This window comes from Paraburkholderia sp. SIMBA_054, from assembly GCF_046534875.1.
Taxonomy (GTDB): Bacteria; Pseudomonadota; Gammaproteobacteria; order Burkholderiales; family Burkholderiaceae; genus Paraburkholderia; species Paraburkholderia hospita.
On record NZ_JAWRXV010000041.1, the window covers coordinates 85,361 to 91,456 of the forward strand.

The 6,096-nt window shown below is 60.7% G+C and carries 5 protein-coding genes; 2 read left to right on the forward strand and 3 right to left on the reverse strand.

The features are described 5' to 3' along the window. Window positions 1-10 precede the first annotated feature (10 nt). Both SB822_RS37125 and SB822_RS37130 read right to left on the reverse strand, forming a co-directional pair. Window positions 11-562: a thioredoxin family protein gene (locus SB822_RS37125; RefSeq protein ID WP_410856923.1), complete on the reverse strand. Its 552-nt coding sequence runs from the start codon at window positions 560-562 to the stop codon at window positions 11-13. Between the two features lie 65 nt (window positions 563-627). Continuing rightward, the gene (locus SB822_RS37130) at window positions 628-3,375 is read right to left on the reverse strand and encodes an MGH1-like glycoside hydrolase domain-containing protein (protein WP_410856924.1); all 2,748 of its coding nucleotides are present in this window, start codon (window positions 3,373-3,375) and stop codon (window positions 628-630) included. A 228-nt stretch (window positions 3,376-3,603) separates the two neighbouring features. Here SB822_RS37130 and SB822_RS37135 point away from each other — a divergent pair, with 228 nt between their 5' ends. Next, a complete protein-coding gene (locus SB822_RS37135; RefSeq protein WP_410856925.1) occupies window positions 3,604-4,545 on the forward strand; it encodes a pseudouridine-5'-phosphate glycosidase in 942 nt (313 codons plus the stop codon). An 8-nt stretch (window positions 4,546-4,553) separates the two neighbouring features. Here the strand turns inward: SB822_RS37135 and SB822_RS37140 are convergent, their stop codons facing one another. Further along, window positions 4,554-5,150 carry a molybdopterin-dependent oxidoreductase gene (locus SB822_RS37140; RefSeq protein WP_079503188.1) on the reverse strand — a complete coding sequence of 199 codons (597 nt, stop codon included), beginning with the start codon at window positions 5,148-5,150 and terminating at the stop codon, window positions 4,554-4,556. 185 nt (window positions 5,151-5,335) lie between these two features. Between SB822_RS37140 and SB822_RS37145 the strand changes: the two genes are divergently transcribed. Beyond that, entirely contained in the window at window positions 5,336-5,746 is a 411-nt protein-coding gene (locus SB822_RS37145; protein ID WP_410856926.1) for a cupin domain-containing protein, read from the forward strand. Window positions 5,747-6,096 lie beyond the last annotated feature (350 nt).

The window sequence follows — 6,096 nt, forward strand, 5'->3', positions numbered from 1 at the left end:
GTGCCTTAGCTCACTCTATCTTCCACTTGATCGAACATCCGAATGCCGGATACTGCGTGTCGGGTGCGGCACCCGTTTGCGCGATCTGCCGCATCGCCTCGAACAGGTCCCGGCGCGCATCGGGAAGCGGGTCTTTGCGCGACGCATCCAGTCTGCCGCGATATCGCAGCAGCAGCCCGGAATCGAAGCCGTAAAACTCCGGCGTGCAGACCGCATCGTAGGCGCGCGCGACCTGCTGCGTTTCGTCAAACAGATAGGGGAAAGGCAACTGCCAGTCGGCCGAAAGTGCGACCATGCGTTCGAACGAATCTTCTGGATAGGTAAGGCTGTCGTTCGAGTTAATCGCGACGGTGCCGATACCCAGCGCCGCGAGATCTCGCGCGTCGCGCACGATACGCGGCAATGCGGCTCCCACGTACGGACAATGGTTGCACATGAAGATCACGACGAGTCCCTTCGGACCGCGCACGTCGTCGAGTGCATAGGTGCGGCCGTCGGTAGCGGGCAGCAGAAACGCGGGCGCTGCAGTACCCAGTTCACCTGGAGGAGATTCAGTACCCATCCATTGCTCCTTGATTCGAAGTGTCGAAGAACCTTGTTTCTTTCAGCATCTGTACTGCTGACGTGTTAACGCCCCATCGCCGCAGCCATCGTGTCTTCCTTCATTTGCGTTGCAACGGGCGTCGAATCGGGCGCGACATGGGACAGCCTCATCATGCGCGGTTGCAACAGCAGCGCAACGAGTCCCGTCCACCCTGTCTGATGCGACGCGCCAACACCACGCCCGTTGTCGCCGTGAAAGTACTCATGGAACAGGATCAGATCCTGTGAACGCGGGTCCGCCTGCAGCATCGGATACGCGGCCATCACGGGCCGCACGCCTTGCTCGTTCTTCATGAAGAGTGTGGTGACGCGTCGCGCGAGATCGTCGGCGACTTCGCTGAGCGAGGAATACTGCCCCGATCCTGTTGGATGCTCGATGCCGAATTCGTCGCCATAGTAGCGATGGAACTCGTATAGCGATTCGATCAGCAGATAGTTGACGGGTATCCACACGGGGCCGCGCCAGTTCGAATTGCCGCCGAACACGCGCGAGTCCGATTCGGCAGGTTGATATTCGATGCAGACATGCACGCCGTCATGATCGAAAACGTACGGTTCATGTAGATGCACACGCGAAAGCGCCCGCACGCCATAGGGAGAGAGAAATTCGTTTTCATCGAGCGCGCGCTTGAGCAACGATTTCATTCTGTGTCCGCGCAATAGCGAGAGCAAGGATGTGTTGCCTTTGCCGGATTCCGTCCAACGCGATACAAGTTTCGCCAGATTCGGCCGATGATCGAGAAACCATGCGAGCCGTTCGCGCAATCCCGGCAAATGACCATGTATCTGCTCGTCGAGTACGTGCACCGCGAACAGCGGAATCAAGCCGACGATCGAACGAATGCGCATCGGTACGCGCGCGCCATCCGGAAGATGCAGCACGTCATAGAAGAATTCATCGCGTCCGTCCCACAGTCCTGTATTGCAGGCTTCGCCGCCACAACTGACGGCTTCCGCGATATACAGAAAGTGCTCGAAGAACTTCACCGCGATTTCAACGTACGCCGTGTTCGTCATCGCGAGTTCGAGTCCGATCTGCATCAGATCGAGTGCATAGGAGGCCATCCACGCGGTGCCGTCCGCCTGATCGATGCGGCCGCCCGTCGGCAGCGGAGAAGAGCGATCGAAGATGCCGATATTGTCGAGCCCGAGAAATCCGCCCTGGAAGATGTTGCGGTCGTCGGCGTCCTTGCGGTTGACCCACCACGAGAAATTGAGCAGCAGCTTATGGAACATCACTTCGAGAAACTCGTGATCGCCGACACCCGTTATCTCGCGGTCGAGTTCATACACACGCCACGTTGCCCACGCATGCACGGGCGGATTTGCATCGCCGAACGCCCACTCGTAAGCGGGCAGTTGCCCGTTCGGATGCATGTAGCGCTCTTTCACGAGCAGTTGCAATTGCTTCTTCGCAAAGTCGGGATCGACGATAGCGAACGCGACCGCGTGAAACGCGAGGTCCCACGATGCGTACCACGGGTACTCCCATTTGTCGGGCATCGACACGATGTCGCCATTGCACATGTGTCGCCAGTCCGCATTGCGGCCACGTCTGCGATCTTTCGGTGGCACCGGCTGGCCGGGATCCCCGTCGTGCCAGCGTGTCACGTCGAACTGATAGTACTGCTTCGACCATAGCATCCCGGCGAGCGCCTGACGTTGCACGAGACGCGCGTCGGCGTCGGCGATGTCGTGCTGAAGCGCCGCATAGAATTCGTCGGCCTCTGCCTGTCGGCGTGTAAAGAGCGCCGGCATGTCGAGCGGCGCAGTCTCGACAGCGGATTCGGGACGCCAGCGCAGATACAGCACCGACTGTTCGTGCGGGCCAAGCTGTAGAAACACGTGCGCGGCGGCACGCGTGCCCTTGTCTCGGCGGATCGCGCGTTCGTCGCCATCGACTAGATAGTCGTTGAAGCCGTCCTTGAACGGCCCTTCGCCGTCGATGCCGAAAATGCGACGCACGTTGGTTTCGTTTTCGCAGAAGAGCCATTCGATGGGCTGCTGCGCTGCTGCCGTCACGATCATCGTGTCGAGTGCGGGATTGCGGGCGATAACCCGCGCGCCTTCGGCTGCATTCGGCTCCAGCGTCAGCGATGGCTTACCGGGCTTGCCCGACCACGCCCACCGGTTGCGCGCCCAGAACTGTGGCAGCACATGCAGCGTGCCGGGCAGGTCCGAGCGGTTTTCGACGGTCACCCGCATGACGATATCGTCATGCGTGTGCTTCGCATATTCGACCCAGACGTCGAAGTAGCGGTTGTCGTCGAACGCGCCCGTATCGAGCACTTCATATTCGGGCTGGTCCGCACCGCGTCGCGCGTTTTCGTCGATCAGGTCCTGGTACGGGAACGCGTCATGAGGGTACTTGTAGAGCATCTTCATGTACGAATGCGTCGGCGTGCCGTCCAGATAGAAGTAAAGCTCCTTCACGTCTTCGCCGTGATTGCCCTGCGCGTTCGTCAGGCCGAAGAGTCGTTCCTTGATGATGGGGTCGTGTCCGTTCCAGAGTGCGAGCGACACGCACCAGTCGAGCGGATCGTTGCCGAAGCCGGCGATGCCGTCCTCGCCCCAGCGATACATCCGGCTGCGCGCATGGTCGTGCGGAAAGTAGTCCCATGCGGTGCCGTATTCGCTGTAGTCCTCGCGCACGGTGCCCCATTGACGGTCGCTCAGATACGGTCCCCAGCGGCGCCAACGCGCGAGGTCCGGGCCATGAAGACGCGAACCTTCCTTCGACTGGAGCAGATTGATTGCGCTTGCAGGCTGCATGGCACCTCCCGGCCGAACTCGATCGTCCGACACGTTCTACATTTGAACGTCTGTGCTTTTCCGTCTCGCGCGCGGCGTGCGCGGATGGAATCATGATGATATGCGTCAACTCGCTGTATGGCGATTGAAGGGCGCAGCTATCGGTCGAGCCGCATCGATATTGCATTGTCATTCCGCGCGCGCATTCTGCTGCATACTTGAGCGCATCACATTGCGGAACCTGTCGACATGGATTCGAAGCTCGCACGCTCGTGGCTGACGTTCAGCGCGCCCGTGGCGGCCGCGCAGGCGGCCGGCCGCCCGATAGTCGCACTAGAGTCGACGATCATCGCGCACGGCATGCCGTACCCGCAGAACGTGCGCACGGCGCGCGAAGTGGAGGCGGTGATCCGCGATCTCGGCGCTCAGCCCGCGACGATCGCGCTGATCGGCGGGCGCATCCGCATTGGACTGTCGGACGACGAACTCGAAATGATTGCCCGCTCCGACAATGTACACAAGGTCAGCCGCCGCGATCTGCCGTCCGTGCTGGCTAGCGGTGAACTCGGCGCGACGACGGTGGCGGGCACGATGATATGCGCCGCGCTGGCGGGAATCGAAGTGTTCGTGACGGGCGGCATCGGCGGCGTGCATCGCGGCGCGTCCGAAACTTTCGACATATCAGCGGACTTGCAGGAGCTGGCGAAAACGTCGGTCGCGGTGGTCTGTGCAGGCGCGAAATCGATTCTCGACATCGGGCTCACACTGGAATATCTGGAAACGCATGGCGTGCCGGTGCTCAGTTGCGAGCAGGACAATTTCGCGGCGTTTTATACGCGCGACAGCGGCTTTCGCGCGGATTTCCGACTCGACGATGCAGCCGGACAGGCGCGTTTCATTCGCACCAAGTGGGACTTGGGCCTCGCGGGCGGCGTCGTGTTGAGCACGCCCGTGCCCGAAGCCGCTGCGATGCCGTCCGAAGAGATCGACACGTTGACCCGGCAGGCGCTCGAAGAAGCCGCTGCGCAAGGCATCACTGGAAAAGCCGTGACGCCGTTCCTGCTGGCACGCATCAAGGCGCTGACCGGCGGACGCAGTCTCGCGACCAATATCGCGCTGGTGAAGCACAATGCCGAGGTCGGCGCGCGGCTCGCGCTCGCGTTGGCCAATGCAGGGCAAGCAGCGGCATAAACATGCCTCTATGTCCCGGATACCTGAATCTGATAAAGGCCCCACGGAGACAATACGAAGCGATCCTTGAGCGGCTTTGCTGCGAGTTCTGGAATCTTGTCGGCATCGTAGATCGCCCATAGCGGACCGAGGCCGCCCAAAGGCATCGGCTTGCCGTCCATATGCGTCGCGACGATGAAGCGCCATGCGCGAATGTTATCGAGCGTGGTCAGCACCGCGTAGCCGTCGACGGCGCGCAAGGAAATCTTCGTGTCGCCCGCGCTGGGTGCGCCGGCCTGCTCGAGTACATTGGCAAGCAATGGGCCGCTTAACGTGTGCTGCTTCGCGTCGTATTCGATGGTCGGCTTGATGGTGACGGCGGGCAGACTCGCGATCGACGGATAGTCGAATGTATAAGCCGACGTGAATTTGACGAGTTGCTTGGCCATCAATGGATCGAATGCCGGATCGAGCGCGCCGCGATTCGTGCGTTTGATCGCGCCGGACACGGTGAGTATCGCGGGAGCCGCAGCGCATGCAGCGGTTTTCGGATTCGTCGCGCCGAGTGCGGGCGTGATGCTGACGCCGATGGCAGCGGCGCTGGTCAGGAACTGCCGTTTGTTCATGTTTATTGGCTCCGCGGATGTCGTTGATGCTTTTCGACTCTTATACACCGACAACAAGTATCTGGCGTTGCCGGTGGCATGTTCAGTGAGCGCTTCATGAGGCGGGGCTTGTGTGACTTTGCCCGTAACGCTCCGGCGTAGAATCTCTCTGTATTTAGCGTCCCACTGAACCGGGAGAATCGCATATGGAAGCCGATTCACAACGTGAACTCGCGCAACTCGTCGTCGTGCGTCCCGACAGGGAAATTGCCACGACGCAGCGCTTGCCGTACTTCGTCGGCATTTCGTCAACGACGGCGGGCGCGCAGGGCCTGTCGATGCATCTCGTCGTCGTTCCGCCGGGCGGACATGCCGAGCCTCACATCCACTGCGGTTATGAAACGGGAATCTATGTGCTCGAAGGGCGCGTGGAGACGCGTTATGGACCGGGCCTGCGTCAGTCGATCGTCACGGAAGCAGGGGACTTTCTGTTCATTCCGCCCGGCGTGCCGCATCAGCCGTTCAATCTCAGCATGACGGAGGCGGCGCGCGCGGTCGTGGCGCGCAATCGTCCTGATGAGACGGAGCAGGTGTTGCCGTATGAGGTCGTTGAATGATCTTCATCGCGACTAGTCGTAGAAGCGCTCACTTCGACGCGTGAGGCGCGGGCGTTGATCTCGTCAATGGCGGTTGAGATTTCTGATCTGGGTTTGAGTTCGCATCGTACGCATGGGGTGAGGGTGCCGGTGCCCGGCGAGCATGCAGTTGTTTGAAAACGGGTGTTGTTGGTTGGGGTTTTTGCCTTTGCGTTAGCGCCTTCGCGGCGCGGGCGGTTTGTTTTTTTTGCTTTTGCGCGGGCATCCGCGGTTTATCTTCGTGCTTCAGGCGGCGCCGGTCGGTGTGTTTGCCTTTGCGCTGGCATCCGCGTTATGCCTTCGTGCTTCAAGCGTCGCCCCTGTGCGGGGCG

Excerpts from the sequence above, each read along its gene's own strand:
- SB822_RS37130 (WP_410856924.1), bottom strand. The coding sequence starts at position 3,375 with ATGCAGCCTGCAAGCGCAATCAATCTGCTCCAGTCGAAGGAAGGTTCG.
- SB822_RS37145 (WP_410856926.1), top strand. The coding sequence starts at position 5,336 with ATGGAAGCCGATTCACAACGTGAACTCGCGCAACTCGTCGTCGTGCGT.
- SB822_RS37135 (WP_410856925.1), top strand. The coding sequence starts at position 3,604 with ATGGATTCGAAGCTCGCACGCTCGTGGCTGACGTTCAGCGCGCCCGTG.
- SB822_RS37125 (WP_410856923.1), bottom strand. The coding sequence starts at position 562 with ATGGGTACTGAATCTCCTCCAGGTGAACTGGGTACTGCAGCGCCCGCG.
- SB822_RS37140 (WP_079503188.1), bottom strand. The coding sequence starts at position 5,150 with ATGAACAAACGGCAGTTCCTGACCAGCGCCGCTGCCATCGGCGTCAGC.